The 15,560-nt window shown below is 70.3% G+C and carries 11 protein-coding genes and 1 pseudogene; 2 read left to right on the forward strand and 10 right to left on the reverse strand.

Annotation, left to right across the window (positions count from 1 at the left end; translation table 11 throughout):
* Nucleotides 1-8: 8 nt before the first annotated feature.
* Entirely contained in the window at nt 9-1,430 is a 1,422-nt protein-coding gene (locus H1D24_RS07690) for an acyl-CoA reductase (protein ID WP_181656621.1), read from the reverse strand.
* A 156-nt stretch (nt 1,431-1,586) separates the two neighbouring features.
* Here H1D24_RS07690 and H1D24_RS07695 point away from each other — a divergent pair, with 156 nt between their 5' ends.
* Nucleotides 1,587-2,783 carry an RNA-guided endonuclease InsQ/TnpB family protein gene (locus H1D24_RS07695; RefSeq protein ID WP_181656622.1) on the forward strand — a complete coding sequence of 399 codons (1,197 nt, stop codon included), beginning with the start codon at nt 1,587-1,589 and terminating at the stop codon, nt 2,781-2,783.
* Between the two features lie 28 nt (nt 2,784-2,811).
* Here H1D24_RS07695 and H1D24_RS07700 read toward each other — a convergent pair whose 3' ends face one another.
* From H1D24_RS07700 to H1D24_RS07715, 4 genes and pseudogenes are all read right to left on the reverse strand, one after another.
* Entirely contained in the window at nt 2,812-4,155 is a 1,344-nt protein-coding gene (locus H1D24_RS07700; RefSeq protein WP_181656623.1) for a hypothetical protein, read from the reverse strand.
* 123 nt (nt 4,156-4,278) lie between these two features.
* Complete coding sequence (locus tag H1D24_RS07705; protein WP_258563907.1) at nt 4,279-4,740, reverse strand: PaaI family thioesterase; 462 nt, start codon at nt 4,738-4,740, stop codon at nt 4,279-4,281.
* A gap of 99 nt (nt 4,741-4,839) precedes the next feature.
* Nucleotides 4,840-5,457, reverse strand: a pseudogene (locus H1D24_RS07710) (ABC transporter ATP-binding protein); the annotation flags it as partial.
* A gap of 289 nt (nt 5,458-5,746) precedes the next feature.
* Entirely contained in the window at nt 5,747-6,985 is a 1,239-nt protein-coding gene (locus H1D24_RS07715) for an ABC transporter substrate-binding protein (RefSeq protein WP_181656625.1), read from the reverse strand.
* Nucleotides 6,986-7,188: 203 nt separating this feature from the next.
* Between H1D24_RS07715 and H1D24_RS07720 the strand changes: the two genes are divergently transcribed.
* On the forward strand, nt 7,189-9,948 hold the full coding sequence (locus tag H1D24_RS07720; RefSeq protein ID WP_181656626.1) for an ABC transporter permease subunit: 2,760 nt from the start codon (nt 7,189-7,191) through the stop codon (nt 9,946-9,948).
* 100 nt (nt 9,949-10,048) lie between these two features.
* Here H1D24_RS07720 and H1D24_RS07725 read toward each other — a convergent pair whose 3' ends face one another.
* From H1D24_RS07725 to fabG, 5 genes are read right to left on the reverse strand one after another with little or no spacing between them, the layout of a single operon-like run.
* Nucleotides 10,049-10,843, reverse strand: coding sequence for an SDR family NAD(P)-dependent oxidoreductase (locus H1D24_RS07725; protein ID WP_181656627.1), 795 nt, complete (start codon nt 10,841-10,843; stop codon nt 10,049-10,051).
* A gap of 16 nt (nt 10,844-10,859) precedes the next feature.
* On the reverse strand, nt 10,860-12,068 hold the full coding sequence (locus H1D24_RS07730; protein ID WP_181656628.1) for an acetyl-CoA acetyltransferase: 1,209 nt from the start codon (nt 12,066-12,068) through the stop codon (nt 10,860-10,862).
* On the reverse strand, nt 12,065-13,504 hold the full coding sequence (locus tag H1D24_RS07735) for an OB-fold domain-containing protein (RefSeq protein WP_181656629.1): 1,440 nt from the start codon (nt 13,502-13,504) through the stop codon (nt 12,065-12,067). Before H1D24_RS07735 ends, H1D24_RS07730 begins: the two co-directional genes overlap by 4 nt.
* A gap of 1 nt (nt 13,505) precedes the next feature.
* Entirely contained in the window at nt 13,506-14,756 is a 1,251-nt protein-coding gene (locus tag H1D24_RS07740; protein ID WP_220136484.1) for an acetyl-CoA C-acetyltransferase, read from the reverse strand.
* Nucleotides 14,757-14,806: 50 nt separating this feature from the next.
* Entirely contained in the window at nt 14,807-15,553 is a 747-nt protein-coding gene (gene fabG / locus H1D24_RS07745) for a 3-oxoacyl-ACP reductase FabG (protein WP_181656630.1), read from the reverse strand.
* Nucleotides 15,554-15,560 lie beyond the last annotated feature (7 nt).

The raw sequence follows: 15,560 nt of genomic DNA on the forward strand, positions 1-15,560 counted from the left end.
AGGCGGAGTCACTCGTCGTTCACCCAGCGCACGAGCCGCTGTAGGGGGTAGAAGCCGTCGTGGGAGAGGCCCTGTGGCATTCCGCCCGCCCTGCCGAGCGACACCACGCGCTGCACCCCGGCACAGGCGAGGGCGTCGCGCAGCTCCGTCTTGCGTGCATCGGGGTAGACACCGACCGTCTGTGTGGCGACGCCTGCATGCGCGACGGCCTCGGACAGCGCGGTGACCGGAACGACGTTGACGATCTTGCCGTCGGGGTGGAAGTCCACCGGTTCCGGCGAGCGGATGACCAGGCCCCGGCCGTCGTACCCGCCCCAGACCCGGTACTCGGGCGCCAGAGACCGCAGTATGTCGATCTCCTCGCGGAGTTCCGAGGCGACCCGCGGCCCGTCGGCCGAACTGAACTCCCGTGCGATGCCGAGGCGTTCGCACAGCAGCGCGGCGTAGCGGTCGGCGTCCTCCTGGGAACCCTCGACGAACTGGAAGCGACTGGCCACGCACGCCTGCTGGTTGAAGAAGGTGGCGTCCGCGGCGGCCGCGTCCGCAGCCTGAGCCAGGGCCTCCTCGGACCCGAAGGCCTCGCGGCCGATCATCGAGATGGAGGTCTTGGGATCGAAGGAGACCAGCTCGAATCCGGGACCGACGTACTTCAGGGCCCCGCGGATCGTGGCCTCGCCGCCCCAGGCCACCAGCTTGTCGAAGAACTGCGGGCGGAACAGCACGCTCTCCACCGTCTCGTCGCCGCCCCGCCAGTACACCGCGGAGAACGAACGCACCACAGGGTGGCCCGGCGCCACCGACGCCATCGTGCGCAGGATGGCGGTCGCGGTGAACAGGTCGTTCGAGGGCAGCTTCAGCAGGTTGACGCCCTTGGTGAGGGCACCGCGGACGACGGACATCGCCGCCACGCCGGGAGCGTTGCCGGCGATGATGTGCACCAGACGCGGCGGGAACGCGCGGGTGGAAGCGATCCGACCCTCGGGCAGCCGCACCTCGCGCCAGCCGTCGAGCACGTCCGCTCCGCCGAGCTCGTGGTCGATCTGGGCGTACAGGCCGGGCCGCTGGAAGGTGCGCCACAGCACGGCGTAGGCGCGTTCGAGCACCTCCCTGGGGAGCGGGCTGACCGGTGCCATACGGTCCAGGGCTTCGGCGAGCAGGCCTTCCCGGTCCGCCTTCAGGGCCTCGCCGGTCTCCACCAGCAGGTCGACGATCTCCGCGCTCGGCACATGGAAGGCGGGCCCGGGTTCGGTACGGGGCCACACGAGACGGTCCAGGTCGAGTGCCGGCGCCGTGAAGGCCGCGCCTGACCTGCCGTGGCCGATGTGCGGGCCCTGGTCGACGTTGCCGCGGACGACATGCACCACGGACACCGGTCCGGTTCCGTCCTGCCGCGAGGGTGCTTCGGTTCCGTGAAGCGTCGTGTCGCTCATTCGGGAAACCTCCATGGATGCCCCAGCATTCAGGCCGGGGAGGAAAGGGACTCCTGCGGAGCAGGGCAGAAGAAGGTGATTCGCCGTTAGGACGGATCTCCGTACATTCCCAACTCTCCGCAGGCCGCCACAAGTTGGCATGCTAGTTTGTGAGTCATGGTGACCGGACACGTGAAGCGGGCGTTCAAGTACCGCTTCTATCCCACCGATGCGCAGGCGGCTGAGCTGTCGCGCACGTTCGGGTGTGTGCGGAAGGTCTACAACATGGCGCTGGACGCCCGCACAAGAGCGTGGCAGCGGGGCGAGCGGGTCAACTACAACGCCACGTCGGCAATGCTCACAGCATGGAAGAAGACGGAAGAACTGGCCTACCTGTCCGAGGTCTCCAGCGTTCCGCTGCAACAGGCGTTGCGACACCTGCAAGGTGCGTTCGTTGCGTTCTGGGAGAAGCGGGCGAAGTATCCGCGCTTGAAGTCGCGGAAGAAGTCCCGCGTCAGTGCCGAGTACACACGCTCCGCGTTCGCGTTCCGCGACGGTGTGCTGACGCTCGCGAAGATGCAGGAGCCTCTTGCCATCGTGTGGTCCCGTCCGCTCCCGCAGGGCGCGGTACCGTCCACGGTGACGGTCTCCCGGGATGCGGCGGGCCGCTGGTTCGTGTCGATGCTGTGCGAGGATCCGGGCGTCAAGCGGCTTCCGACCAGCGGTGGGGCGGTCGGTATCGACGCGGGTCTCGAGCATCTGCTGACGCTGTCGACGGGCGAGAAGATCACCAATTCGAGGCATGAACGCAAGGACCGTGCCCGGCTGGTGAAGGCCCAGCGGGAACTGTCCCGCAAGGCCAGGGGCGACGGGGCCAACCGTGCGAAGGCCCGGCAGAAGGTCGCCCTTATCCACGCGAGGATCGCCGATCGGCGCCGCGACACTCTGCACAAGATCACTACTCGGCTCGTGCGTGAGAACCAAACGCTCGTGATCGAGGACCTGACCGTGCGCAACATGGTCAGGAACCGGAGACTGGCTCGCGCGATCTCGGACGCGGCGTGGTCGGATTTCCGGAGCATGCTGGAGTACAAGGCTACCTGGTACGGGCGGGAGGTGATCGCCGTTGACCGGTGGTTCCCATCGTCCAAGCTGTGCCATGCCTGCGGCACACTGCAGGAGAAGATGCCGTTGAACGTCCGCACCTGGACGTGTGGCTGCGGCGCGACCCATGACCGGGACGTGAACGCGGCGAAGAACCTTCTGGCCGCCGGGCTGGCGGTATCTGTCTGTGGAGCTGGCGTAAGACCTCAACGGAGAACTCCGGGCAGGCAGTCAGCGACGAAGCAGAAAGCCCTACGGCGCGAGCCGTAGGAATCCCCTCCTTTAGGAGGGGAGGAAGTCAACCGTGGATCATTCCCCGCACATAGGAGTCGAGTGTCGCGGCGCAGGTGATCTTGTCGTCGCCGCCGAGGTCCCCGTAACGCTGGATGTCCGGCAGGATGACCGGTCCTGACCTGCCGCAGTCGCAGGACGAGAAGTCCAGCCGGACCCGGTCACCGGTGATCAGGCCGCCCCAGCGGCCTTCCAGGGAGACGTCCAGGAAGGCGAACCGCCCCTCCACGACCCCCTGTTCGGCGTTTAGTAGCGTCTCGCCTTTCCGGTCGAGGACCAGCGGGATCACCCACGGCGGTACGTGGTATTTGCCCTTCTCGCAGGCGGGGCAGGAGCCTTGGAGCTCCGTCATGCCGTAGCTGCGCACGCGTCGTACGCCCTGGTAGAAGGCGGCGAACTGCTGCTGGTAGTCGTCGGGTAGCGCACGGCCCTTGTTGCCGCCGCCGCTGAGCACCAGCGTGTCCGGGTGGAGGCCTCCGTCGGGTATGCCGCGGGCCCGCAGGGCCTGGATCACGGTGAACTGCTGGTTGTTCATCCCGGCGATCAACAGCGGTTCGTCGCGGTGCGCGACGATGTCGTCGACGATCCGCGTCACGGCCGCGCCCAGCTCCTCCTCGCGGGCCTCGGACGCGGTCTCGAAGGCGCTGATCTCCTGCGGGGTCGCCGTGCCCTCCGCCATCCGCCGGCGCAGCAGCGCGCTGCTCATCAGCTCGGACACCCGCAGCGTGTCCTCGGTCAGCAGCTGTGTCTCGCCGGGTCGGGCGAAGACCTCCGCGTGCCACCGGAAACCGTCGATGGAGCGCATCGGGCCGCTCGCCGGAGCGAGCAGGTAACCCCGGCGTGTGGGCTTGGGCGGCAGGGGGTCGGGCCAGCAGGTGAGGTGCTCAAGGATGTCGTGCAGGAACTTCAGGTCGCTTGCGTCGCAGTTGAGGAAGGAGACCTTCCCGGACGTGCCGCTGGTGATGTACGGGCGATGACCGGCAGCTGTGATGCGTTCGGTCCACTCGTCGATGTCGCGTACGCCGTCGACGTCGACGTCGTCCGCTTCGACCACCGAGACGGTCGAGTACCAGCGCAGGAGCCGGTCCCACCGGCCGCCGGCGATCAGCGAGACGGGGTACGACTTGTAGCTGGTGTGCGAGAACAGCATGGGGACGAGGTCCTCGGGACCGGTGATCTCGTGCACGCCGGTCTCTTCGGCACGCGTGCGCAGCAGCGGGATGCGCTCACGGTGGGAGTGGAAGGCCTCCCTCGCTGCTTCGAGCTGTAGCTCTCGCACCTCCTTCGCCGGCTTGTCGAAGGTGTCGCCGGAGACGACCAGGGCCCGTATCTGCTCGCGTGCGCTTGCCACAGCAACCCCGCTTCAATATCAGGCATGTAAGGTTAATTATCTAGCTCAATGGACGGTAGGAGTGCCGCCCAAGGACCGTCAAGTCCCGTGCACCACGCGGCCGGCCGATCCTCGTTTCGAACCTCAGCCGGAGGACGGCATCCGCCGGACACTCCAGTCGAAGCCGCCGCGGCACACCAGCGTTCCCGACGCGTCGGTGATCTCGCCGTGCGTGGAGAGCCGCGCCCGGTCGGTCTCACCCGACAGGAGCGGACGCAGGGCGTGCTGTGCCTCGTCGGAGAGACGGCAGCGGGCCACCAGCCGGCCTCGCGCGGGGGCGAGGAACTCCAGGGACGCGGCCCTGCCCAGAGGTACGACCCCCTCGAAGTCGGCGGAGGCCGCACTCGCGACGATGATCGCACCCAGCCCCACCGCGTCGAGGAGGGTGATGAGCCCGCCGGAATGCAGCGAGCCGATGACGTTGGTGAGCGCCCCGGGCGTCTCCAACGCGACCTCGGCCGCGCCGTCAGCGGCCCGGAGCACCGTGACACCGGCGGTGCGGTGGGCCGGTACGGGCTCCAGCAGGTCGCGTGCCAGTGCCGTCATGTCCATCACGGCAGGCTCGCACGGTCCCCTTACGACCGAGTGACGTCAGGGCAACGACAGCCCCGGCCTCATTGCCCGGCGGGACGCCGAGGCCTCCGGTCATGAGCGGCCGTCAGCGAGGTAGGACGACTCGATCGCGTCCAGGTTGCCGCGCAGTTCCTGCGGGGTGCCGGTCATGACGACGCGGCCGCGGCGCACGACGTACACACGGTCTGCGATGTCCAGCACCTTGCGTACGTGCTGTTCGACGAGCAGTGCGCCGAGCCCCCGGTCCGCGGCTTCACGCACCGCGCGCAGCAGACGCTCGACCACCAAGGGGGCGAGGCCGAGCGACAGTTCGTCGGCGAGGAGCAGGCGGGGTTCCCGGCACAGTGCCCGGGCCAGCGAGAGCATCTGCTGCTCGCCGCCGGAGAGCATCCCTGCGCCGGTGCCCAGCCGTTTCTCCAGCTCCGGGAAGAGCTCCAGGGCCCGGGCGGCCTCCACCCGGCCGACCCGCAGGTTGTCGGCGGTGTCGAGGCGGGTGAAGACCGCGCGCTCACCGACGTACGCGAGGCCCTGGCGGGCGCGGCGGTGCAGTGGCGCCCGGCTGGGCTCGCCCAGCCAGCGGACTTCGCCGCTCATCGGGGCCAGGTCGCCCGCGAGGACTCGGAGCGTCGTGCTCTTGCCCGCGCCGTTGGGGCCGAGCAGCGCGACGACCTCGCCGGGGCGTACCTCGATGTCGAGGTCGCGTACGACGGGCTGGGTGCCGTATCCGGCGGACAGGGAGCTGGTCGCGATGAGTGCGCCCGAGGTTGTCTCGGGCACGGCGTCGGGACGGTCGTGTGCAACGGTGGACACGGGTTTCTCTCCTTTCCCGGGTGCTGCGATGCGGGCGGATGTCGCGGACGAGGCGGGCTTCAAGTGAGGCCACGGGGCTTCGCCACTGCGTTCGGCGGCGGGCCACCGGCCGGCTCGGGGCATGGCCCGTCGTCGGCCGTGCGGCCCGCGCTGCCGCACCGCGGGGCCGTCAGCCGGCCGGTGTCGTGAGCGCCTTGCGGACGTCGACGAAGGTCGAACCGGACTTGGCCCACTCGATCCTGCCGTCCTTCAGCACCAGTTCGGTGGCGGTGGTGTTGTGGATGCGGTTCAGGCCCGGCAGGGGCAGGGCCGTCGACGACTGCCAGTTCAGCGCCGGAGTCAGCCCGCCGGTGTCGATGCCCTTGGTTGTGTTGAGCTGTTCCACGAGGGCCTTGGAGGTGATCTTCGGCAGCTGTGCAGCAGCCTCGGTGAAGACCTTGAACGCCACCCAGGTCGTGGCGTTGGCGCCGTTGGAGAGGTCTACGTCCTTGCCTTTGGTGGCCGCGACCCCGTCCTTCCAGGCGGCGTCGGAGATGGGCGGGTAGTACCCGGTGATGGCGGCGCCGTTCAGCGGGCTCGAACTGCCTCCGGTGCTCTGGGCCAGTTCCGGGGTGAGGTTGCCGACGACACTGCCGACCTTGGTCTTGTCCCCGGATTGCAGATACGCCTTCACGAAGAGGTCCGAGTGCGTGCCCAGGATGACGCTCACGCAGTCACTGTCCTTGGTCGCGGCGGCCACCTGCGGAGCGAGGTCGGTGGCGGTGAGGGGCACCTTCAGGTCCTTCGGCGCCTTCGCGCCGGCGGAGGTCGCGCCCAGCGTGAGGAACTTGATGACGATCGCGGCGGCCGCGACGTCGTACCGCACTCCGGAGATCTTCTTGCAGCCCTCCTCCGCGAGCTGCTGGCCATGGGCGGTGAAGACGACGGGCGTGCCGCCGTTGACCGGGAAGGACAGGGGGTTGGAGAACTCCGCGGCCGAGACGCCGGTCCCGCCGATGTAGGGGATGCCGGCCTTCTCCAGGATCGGCATGTAGCGGTCCCCCGCGAGGCTGTAGGAGCCGACCACGGCGACCACGCCGTCACTGACCGCCTTCTGGGCGCAGTTCTCGGCCTCGTCGGGGTCGCCCTTCTCATTGCAGGTGATGACCTTGAGGGGACCGCCCTTGATGCCGCCGTTGTCGTTGATCCACTTTTCGTACGCCTGGGCGGTGACGCGGACACCGGGCTGGGCGCTGCCCTGGGTGTTCTCCGGTGCCCAGACCATCACCTTGACCGGTGCGCCGGTCAGTGAGGACGCCGACGTGCTGCCGACGGACTCCTCTCCGCCGCCGCACCCGGCGGCAAGCAGCACTCCGGTCATCGCGAGACAGCTCGCTGCGACGGTTCTGCGTCGGGGTGAGTCGTTCATGATCCCTCCGCGGGGATGTGGGGTCCCCCTGCTCGATCGAAGGAGCCGGGGGAGCCCGGATGGGCGTTGCCGAGATGGCGAACAGCATGGAGGGAGTCGATTGGTTAGAGAAGTAGTCTTGCCGAAATTATCTAAATAAATGTTCTATCTGTCTTGCCGGGCCAACCGGCGTTCGCTACTCATGGAGCCCTGGAGGTTCTCTGGTGGACGACATCCTGCGCTTCGCGCTCCTCGGCCTCGGCCTCGGTGCGCTGTACGCGCTCACCGCGCAAGGCATCGTGCTGATCTACCGAGGCTCCGGCGTCCTGAACTTCGCGCACGGCGCGATCGGGATGGCCGCGGCCTATGTGCAATGGGAGCTCGCCGTGCAGCACGGCGTGCCCTACTGGACCGCCGTCGGGTGCGGGGTACTGGTGGCCGGGACGCTGGGGGTGCTCACCCATCTGCTGGTGATGCGCCCGCTGCGCAGGGCCTCCTCGCTGGCCCGGCTCGTCGGCACCCTGGCGGTGTTCATCGTGCTCACCGCCGCCGCCGTCAAACGCTACGGCGACAGTGTGCAGCTCGTGTCCGGCAAACTCCCGACCGACCTGCTGACGGTCGCCGGGGCGACGGTGTCCGAGGACCGGATCTGGCTGCTCGGAATCGCGGTAGCCATCACCGTCGTGCTTCATCTGCTCTACAAGCGCAGCATGTTCGGGCTCGGCACCACCGCGGTCGCGGAGAACCAGAGCGCCGCCTCCGCACTCGGCTGGTCGGCGGATCTGATCGCCGCCGCCAACTGGGGGCTCGGCTCGGCGCTCGCGGGGCTGACCGCGATCCTGATCGTGCCGGTCATCGGCCTGTCGGTCACAGGCCTCACCACGCTCCTGCTCAGTGCGCTGGCCGCCGCCCTCGTCGGACGCTTCTCGTCGTTCCCCGTCACCCTGGCGGGCGGCATCGTCATCGGCGTCGTACAGTCCGAACTGACCCGCTTCGGAACGAACGTCACAGGACTGGCCGCGTCGGTGCCGTTCCTGGTCATCGCACTCGTACTGGTGGCGCGCGGCCGGGCGCTGCCCATGCGCGGCACGTTCCTCGACCGGCTGCCCGCGCTGGGCAGCGGACGCGTACGGCCGGTGGCACTGGCCGTCACGGTCGCGGTCGCACTGCTGCTGGTGAACGTGTCCTCGCCGCTGTGGGCCGACGCGATCACCAACACCCTGGTGCTGTCGCTGATCATCCTGTCGATCGTGGTGGTGACCGGTTACGCGGGGCAGGTCTCCCTGGCCGCCTACGCACTGGCCGGGACCGGCGCCTTCATCGCCGGGCACGCGGTGGCCGACTGGGACTGGCCCTTCGAACTCGCGCTGCTCGCCGGTGTGTTGGGGACGGTCCCGATCGGTCTGCTGTTCGCTCTGCCCGCGGTCCGTACCCGGGGCGTCAACCTCGCGATCATCACGCTCGGTCTCGGCACCACCCTGGAGGTCATGGTGTTCCAGAACACCGACCTCGCCACCACACCGGGCAGTGACGGCATCGCCATCGGCAACCAGACGCTCTTCGGCATCGACATCTCCGGCGTCGACCATCCCCAGCGGTACGCGGCCCTGGTGCTGCTGCTGTTCGTCGGCGCCACGCTGGTGGTCGCCAACGTCCGGCGCAGCCGCACCGGGCGCCGGCTGATCGCGGTCCGGGCCAACGAGCGGGCCGCCGCCGCCCTCGGTATCGGCGTCCGCGCCACGAAGCTGTACGCGTTCGGGTTGTCCGCGGCGGTCGCCGCGCTCGCGGGGGTGCTCACCGGGTTCCGCTCGACCTCCGTGGTCTTCACCGACTTCGCGAGCTTCGACTCCATCACCGCGCTCGGGCTCGCCGTCATCGGCGGGGTCGGCTTCCTCGTCGGCCCGCTGTTCGGCGCCACGTTCGCCGCCGGCACGGTCGGCGCGCGCTTCGGGGACCTGGTGCTGCCGGGCCTGAGCGAGTGGATGCCGCTGATCGGCGGGGTGATTCTGCTGCTGACACTGGTGGGCAACCAGGACGGGATCGGCCAGGAGCTCGGCAGGCAGGCGGCCGGGGTCGAGCGGGGACTGGTGCGACGGCGGTCCGGGCGGCCCTCGGCGACCGCGACCACACCGCTCGGGCACCTCGCGCCGGAGGCAGCCGACGTACAGCGCGCGACGCCCCTCCCCCTCCAGGTCACGGACCTGACCGTACGCTACGGCGGCGTCACCGCCGTCGACGGCCTCTCCTTCGACATCGAACCCGGCCGGATCGTCGGCCTCATCGGCCCCAACGGCGCGGGCAAGACCTCCGCCATCGATGCCGTCACCGGATTCACCCGGCCCGCGTCCGGCAGCGTCAGCCTCGGCGGCCGGGACGTGACCGGTGTATCGGTGCACCGGCGCGCTCAGGCCGGGCTCAGCCGGTCCTTCCAGTCGCTGGAGCTCTTCGAGGACATGACCGTCCTGGACAACCTGTACGCCGCCTGCGACCGGCCCGGCCCCGGAGCGTACCTGATGGACCTGATACGCCCCGGCAGCCGCCCGCTGCCCGCGCAGGTCCTCGTGGCGGTAAGGGAGTTCGGCCTGGACGGCAGTCTGGACCGGCCGGTGGGCGACCTCTCGTACGGGGAGCGCCGGCTGCTGGCCATCGCCCGCGCGGTGGCGACCTCGCCGTCCGTGCTGCTGCTCGACGAGCCCGCCGCCGGGCTGTCGGACGACGAGACCCGGGAACTGGCCCGCCTCGTCCGCAGACTCGCAGAGGACTGGGGCATGGGTGTGCTCCTCGTGGAGCACGACGTCGACATGGTCATGAGCGTCTGCGATCAGGTCGTCGTCCTCGACTTCGGACGCCGGATCAGTGTCGGCACTCCGGACGAGGTACGCCGCGATCCTGCCGTACGGGCGGCCTACTTGGGCGATCTGTCGCCGGAGGAAGCGGTCGGCGAGACCGCGCCGGGGGTGGAAGGGGACCCGGTCAGCGCGTAGGGCACCGCACAGAGCGCGACGAGCGCGATGGCCGGAGAGGCTCCTCGGGAAGCTCTCCGGCCATCGCGCTTTCATCCATCGCGCCTTCATCGCGGTTCGCTCACTCGGGACGCAGGTCCGCCACATACGGCTGGTGGGCCAGCAGCCCGCCGTCCACGCACAGGGTCTGCCCGGTGATGAAGGCCGCCTCGTCGGAGGCGAGGAACACCACCGCGGCGGCGATGTCCTCCGGCCGCCCGAGGCGCGGCGTGAGGTGGTGGCGCAGCATCGTCTGTTTGATGCCGTCATACGCCGACCCGGACTTCGCCTCGGTGATGATGAACCCGGGAGAGACGGCGTTGCAGCGCACGCCCTGCTTGCCGTACTGGGTGGCGACATACTGGGTCAGGTTGATCAGCGCGGCTTTCGAGGCGCCGTACGCGGGGTTGCGCAGGTCGCCGGAGAGCCCGGATCCCGACGTGGTGTTGACGACGGAGCCGCCCCCGCGCGCGATCATGTGCGGGACCGCGGCCTGGATCGCGACCATGGTGCCGCGGAGATTGATGCGCATGGTGTCGTCCCAGACCGCCGGGTCGGCCTCCATGACGGCGAGGTCCTGGCGGGCGGCCAGGTGCGTGGCGGCAGCGTTGTTGTGCAGGACGTCGAGGCCGCCGTACGCCTGAACCGCCGCGTCCACCATGGCCCGTACGCTCTCTGTGTCACCGAGGTCGACCGGCACCGCCGTCGCGGATCCTCCGGCGGAGCGGATCTCCTCCGTCACCGCCTTCGCACCGTCGAGGTTCAGATCGGCGACCACCGTGTGCGCGCCCTCGGCGGCCACGCGGCGTGCGGTGGCCGCGCCGATGCCGGACGCGGCTCCGGTCACGATGGCGATCTTGTCGTCGAGTCGCCCCATGGTTGAACTGCCTTTCTCAGTCGGTGAGTTCGCTGCCGACGACCGACACGAACGAGACGCATTCGCCGGGCCCGCCGCCCAGGTTGTGCGTCAGGGCGAGCGAGCGCCCTTCGGCCAGCGTCCGCACGGTCCGCTCGGGCGGTGCCTCGCCCCTCAGCTGGAGCCACGCCTCGAACATCATCCGCAGGCCCGAGGCGCCGATGGGGTGGCCGAAGGCCTTCAGGCCCCCGTCGGGGTTGACCGGCAGTGAGCCGTCCAGGTCGAACAGCCCGCTGGTGACGTCCTTCCAGGCCTGTCCGCGCTCGGAGAAGCCCAGGTCCTCCATCAGCACCAGCTCCGTGGGAGTGAAGCAGTCGTGGACCTCGGCGAGCGCGATCTCGGCGCGCGGGTCGGTGACGCCCGCCTGCCGGTACGCCTCCTGGGCGGATGCCACGACCTCGGGGAAGGTGGTGAAGTCGTACTCCGGGTCGAGGAGGCCGTCCGCCGGTCCTGCGACGAAGGACAGCGCCTTCACGAAGATCGGCTTGTCGGTGTACTTGTAGGCGTCCTCGGCACGCACCACGATCGCGGCGGCCGAACCGTCGGAGACCCCCGAGCAGTCGAACACGCCGAGCATGCCCGCGACGATCGGGGCCGACCGGATGCGCTCCAGCGGCACCTCCTTGCGGAACTGTGCGCGGGGGTTGCGGGCCCCGTTGACGTGGTTCTTCCAGGCGATACGGGTGATGACGTCCTTCATCTCCTCTTCCGCAAGACCGTACTTGGCGGCGTACGCAGGGGCGAGGAGGGAGAAGTTCGCCGGGGCGGTGATCTCCCCCCGGCTGTCGTCGCCCGCGCCCGGAATGGCGGTGCCGGACAGGCCCGACATACCGGAGTCCTTGAGCTTCTCCACGCCGACCGCCATCGCCACGTCGTACGCGCCTGAGGCCACCGCGTAGCAGGCGTTGCGGAGAGCCTCGGAGCCGGTTGCGCACATGTTCTCCACGCGGGTGACCGGCTTGCAGGGCAGGCGGAGCGTCCGGCTCAGGGTCAGCCCGGACACACCGGACGCCTGCGTGCCGAACCAGAACGCGTCGATGTCGTCGAGCGTGATGCCGGCCGAGGTCACCGCCTCGCCCACGGCGTCGACGAGCAGGTCGTCCGCCGAGCGGGTCCAGTGCTCGCCGAACGGCGTGCAGCCCATGCCGACGATCGCGACCCGGTCCCTAATTCCGTGCGAGCTCATCCGCGTGTCTCCTCAGCCTCGCCCGTGCGCACCGGCCGGGCCTTCCAGAAGTAGTTGTGGATGCCGGACGCCGTGACGGTGCGCCGGAAGGTCATCTCCACCCGGGCGCCGATGACGGCGTCGGCCTCGGTCGCGTCGGTCAGCTGGCAGCGGAACCGCCCGCCGCCGTCGTAGTCGACGACCACGACGAGCATCGGCGGACTCGGAGTGTGGGCCAGGCGGTCCACGGTGAAGGTGGCCACGGTGCCGCGCACGTGCTCCATCGGCTCGTCGGTCATGGCGTCGACGCTCCGACACGACACGCACACCCGGTCCGGCGGCAGATGCCGGGTGCCGCACTTCTCGCAGCGGGACGCGACGAAGCCGTACTTCCATCCGTTGCGGCGGTGCGCGGGCGGGGCGTAGGGCGGCTCGGGGTCCGGTCGGCGGGGCGGCTCACGGTCGAGGAGACCGCGCCAGGAGAGGTAGGTGGCGTACGGCACTGGGGCGCTGCCCGCGGCGATCTGTGCGGCGACCGGGCGGGGGCTGCGGTGCGTCGGCAGCGCGTCGGTGGTGCGCAGCAGCACGACTCCTGCGCCGTCGCCGAGCACGACGAGCGCGATGACCTCGCCGGGCCGGGCGCGGTCGAGGACGTCGGCGAGGAGCAGGCCGGGCTGGGCGGTGCCGGCGTTGCCGATCGCCCCGGTGAGGTCGGGGGCCACCGCCTCCGGCCGGACACCTGCCGTACGCCGTATCGCCGCACAGGCCCGCGCGTGCAGGCCGGAGACCACGAAGTGGTCGACCGCGCCGGTGTCCAGTCCCGCCTGGTCGAGCGCGGCACTGAGCGCCTTGCCCGCGAGGGACACGTAGATCTCCTCCGCGAAGCGCTCCTCCCAGACCCGGGAGGCGGGCGAGCCCGGCAGGCGCCAGCGCTCGAGGATCTCGTCGCTGACGGTGTCGTGGGCGAGCAGTTCCGCGATGACGGGTGCGCCGTTGCGGTGTCCGCCGAAGACGAAGGCCGCCGCGCCGTCGCCCCCCGCGACCTCGTCGGTGCCGCCGGGCAGGCCGGTGCGCAGGTCGGAGACGACAGCCAGGGTCGGGACCGGGGAGCGGGCGGCGGTCACCAGAGCGCCGAGGCCTGAGCGCACGGAGCCCGCCATGTCGACGGCGAGCACGTGCTCGTCGAGGCCGAGCGCGGCATGGACGGCGGTCGCGTTCGTCTTGTCGACGTAGGCGGGTGCGGCAGTGGCGAGGAAGAGCTGGCCGATACGGGGGCGGAGTCCGTCGCGGGCCAGGGCGCCGCGGGCCGCCTCGACGGCCATGGACGTGGTGTCCTCGTCGTAGCCCGCGACCGCGCGGGTTCCCTTGCCCGCCTGGGTGCCGAGTGCGGCGGCGACATCGGCCCGCGCGAGGCGGTGGTACGGCACGTAGGCGCCGTATGCGATCAGTCCGGCCATATCAGCGTCCTCCATGAGCGTTGGTTGCGTCCGTCGGCCGTTCGAAGACCGCGGCCAGGCCCTGGCCTCCGCCGAGGCACATGGTCTCCAGGCCGTAGCGGGCCTCGCGGCGGTCCAGTTCGCGCAGCAGGGTGGCGAGGATGCGGCCGCCGGTGGCGCCGACGGGGTGGCCCAGCGAGATGCCGGAGCCGTTGACGTTGAACCGCTCGAAGTCGGCCTCGGTCAGGCCCCATTCGCGGGTGCAGGCCAGCACCTGGGCCGCGAAGGCCTCGTTGAGTTCGATCAGGTCCATGTCGGCGAGCTTCAGCCCCGCCCGCTCCAGGGCCCTGGCCGTCGCGGGCACGGGGCCGATGCCCATCGTCTCCGGCGGCACGCCCACGACGGCCCAGGAGACCAGGCGGCCCAGTGGGCGCAGACCCAGCTCGGCCGCGCGCTCGGGATGGGTCACGATGCAGAGGGCGGCGCCGTCGTTCTGCCCGCTGGCGTTGCCTGCGGTGACGGTCGCCTCCGGGTCCTGACGGCCGAGCACGGGACGCAGCTTCGCGAGCTTCTCCAACGAGGAGTCGGGCCGCGGGTGTTCGTCCGTGTCGACGACCGTCTCGCCTTTCCTGGTCCGTACGCTCACGGGCACGATCTCGTCGGTGAAGCGTCCCTCCCGCTGGGCCGCGACGGCCTTCTCGTGCGAGCGCAGGGCCAGCCGGTCCTGTTCCTCGCGGGGGATGGCGTACTCGCGCCGCAGGTTCTCGGCGGTCTCCAGCATGCCGCCGGGGACGGGGTGGTTGACGCCGCCGCAAGTGACCCGGCCGCGGGCCAGCCTGTCATGCAGCGTGGTGCCAGCGCCGCGCACGCCCCAGCGGACGTCGGTGGTGTAGAACTCGGCCTGGCTCATGGACTCCACGCCACCTGCCAGCACGAGGTCGCTCGCGCCGGTCTGCACCTGCATCGCCGCGGTGATGATCGCCTGGAGTCCGGAGCCGCAGCGGCGGTCGATCTGCAGTCCCGGCACCTGCACGGGCAGTCCGGCGTCGAGGGCGGCCACGCGGCCGATGGCCGGGGCCTCGCCGTTGGGGTAGCACTGGCCCAGGAGTACGTCGTCCACGGCGGTGGCGGGCACACCGGTGCGCTCCAGCACGGCGCGTACGACCGTGGCCGCGAGCTCGGCCGCCGTCACGTCGCGGAAGACGCCTCCGTAGCCACCGACGGGAGTACGCACGGGTTCGCAGATCACCGCGTCACGCAGGAGGGCGGGCATCGGTCAGGCCTTTCATGAGGGGAAGGGTCGTCACACGTACCGGCCGCCGGTCACATGTACCGGCCGCCGGTCACCTCGACCACGGCTCCGGTGATGTAGCTCGCCATGTCGGAGGCGAGGAAGAGCACGACCTGGGCGACCTCGGCGGGTTCGCCCGCGCGGCCCATGGGGATCTCGGCGAGTTTCGCGTCCCAGGCCGCCTGGGGCATCGCCTCGGTCATCGCGGTGCGGATGAGTCCGGGTTGTACGGCGTTGACCCGGATCCCGGCCCGGGCCAGCTCCTTGGCGGACGCCTTGGTGAGGCCGACGAGTCCGGCCTTGGCCGCGCTGTAGTTCGTCTGCCCGAAGTTGCCGACCTTGCCGGCGATGGAGGAGATGTTGACGATGCTGCCGCCCTGGCCGTGCGCACGCATCGCCTCGGCGGCGTACCGGGTGCCGTTCCAGGCGCCCGTGAGGTGGACGTCGACGACGGCGCGGAAGTCGGCGAGGGCCATCTTGCGGAGAGTCGCGTCCCGGGTGATCCCGGCATTGTTGACCATGACGCCGACGGGCCCGAAGGTGTCGGTGCCGTGGGCGACGAGAGCGGCGACCTCGTCCTCGTCGGTGACGTCGCAGCGCAGCGAGGTGGCGGCCACGCCGTTCTTGGCAAGACGTTCGGCGGCTTCTGCCGCGGCGTCCTCGTTGATGTCGCCGATGACGACGGATGCGCCTTCGCCGCCGAGTACGCCGGCGATCTCGAAGCCGATGCCCTGCGCGGCGCCGGTGATCACCGCGTTACGGCCGTCCAGCAGTCCCATGTCAGCC

Origin of the sequence: Streptomyces himalayensis subsp. himalayensis, assembly GCF_013778455.1 — a bacterium.
GTDB classification, from domain to species: Bacteria; Actinomycetota; Actinomycetes; order Streptomycetales; family Streptomycetaceae; genus Streptomyces; species Streptomyces himalayensis.

Excerpts from the sequence above, each read along its gene's own strand:
- fabG (WP_181656630.1), bottom strand. The coding sequence starts at position 15,553 with ATGGGACTGCTGGACGGCCGTAACGCGGTGATCACCGGCGCCGCGCAG.
- H1D24_RS07735 (WP_181656629.1), bottom strand. The coding sequence starts at position 13,504 with ATGGCCGGACTGATCGCATACGGCGCCTACGTGCCGTACCACCGCCTC.
- H1D24_RS07705 (WP_258563907.1), bottom strand. The coding sequence starts at position 4,740 with ATGACGGCACTGGCACGCGACCTGCTGGAGCCCGTACCGGCCCACCGC.
- H1D24_RS07690 (WP_181656621.1), bottom strand. The coding sequence starts at position 1,430 with ATGAGCGACACGACGCTTCACGGAACCGAAGCACCCTCGCGGCAGGAC.
- H1D24_RS07695 (WP_181656622.1), top strand. The coding sequence starts at position 1,587 with ATGGTGACCGGACACGTGAAGCGGGCGTTCAAGTACCGCTTCTATCCC.
- H1D24_RS07740 (WP_220136484.1), bottom strand. The coding sequence starts at position 14,756 with ATGCCCGCCCTCCTGCGTGACGCGGTGATCTGCGAACCCGTGCGTACT.
- H1D24_RS07730 (WP_181656628.1), bottom strand. The coding sequence starts at position 12,068 with ATGAGCTCGCACGGAATTAGGGACCGGGTCGCGATCGTCGGCATGGGC.
- H1D24_RS07715 (WP_181656625.1), bottom strand. The coding sequence starts at position 6,985 with ATGAACGACTCACCCCGACGCAGAACCGTCGCAGCGAGCTGTCTCGCG.
- H1D24_RS07725 (WP_181656627.1), bottom strand. The coding sequence starts at position 10,843 with ATGGGGCGACTCGACGACAAGATCGCCATCGTGACCGGAGCCGCGTCC.